This window comes from Streptomyces laculatispora (genome assembly GCF_017353455.1).
Taxonomy (GTDB): Bacteria; Actinomycetota; Actinomycetes; order Streptomycetales; family Streptomycetaceae; genus Streptomyces; species Streptomyces laculatispora.
Genome location: NZ_JAFMPZ010000065.1, coordinates 1 through 567 on the forward strand (window position 1 = coordinate 1; position 567 = coordinate 567).

Here is a 567-nt window from a genome sequence, read left to right on the forward strand (position 1 = left end):
GTGGGGGCGGTGGGCATCGTGTCCTCGCGATTCTCCGGCCCTATACGGCCGGATCGGTGACAGGTCCGGCCCGCACGCGGATGTGCACACGGGCCGGTGCCACCGTGTGAAGCCACCCCTTGACCGCTGTCTGACGCTCAGTCCGACCGGCGTCCGCTTTTTGCCGGGTTGGGCCCCTTGTCCAACCGTTTTATCCGTGGTCGACGCCACACCGCCCGGCCGGGTTCGCGGGCGGCCCGGGGTGCTGGACGGCGAGGCTCCACGCCGCCAGTCCGAGGGCTTCTGAGCCCGGAACGTCTCGCCGCTGCGGAGATCTCCCGTGGCCGTGAGCTGATCGCTAACGCGTCGCTGGACGACTCCGGCCGCCTGTCCGAACAGGAAGCAGGGCACGTCGGCGATCAGGAAGTCTCCCTGCGCTGGATCATGGTGCACATGATCGAGGAATACGCACGTCACAACGGCCATGCCGACCTCATCCGCGAGCAGATCGACGGATCTACTGGCGCATGAGGTGTGCTCGCACGGTCAGAGGGTGACCAGGAATCTCTAGTGTCCTGCGCCGGAGAT

Annotated in this window: 1 pseudogene; it reads left to right on the forward strand. The window is 67.0% G+C overall.

What is annotated here, in order from left to right:
* Positions 1-306: 306 nt before the first annotated feature.
* Positions 307-510, forward strand: a pseudogene (locus tag J1C73_RS03005) (mycothiol transferase); the annotation flags it as partial.
* Positions 511-567 lie beyond the last annotated feature (57 nt).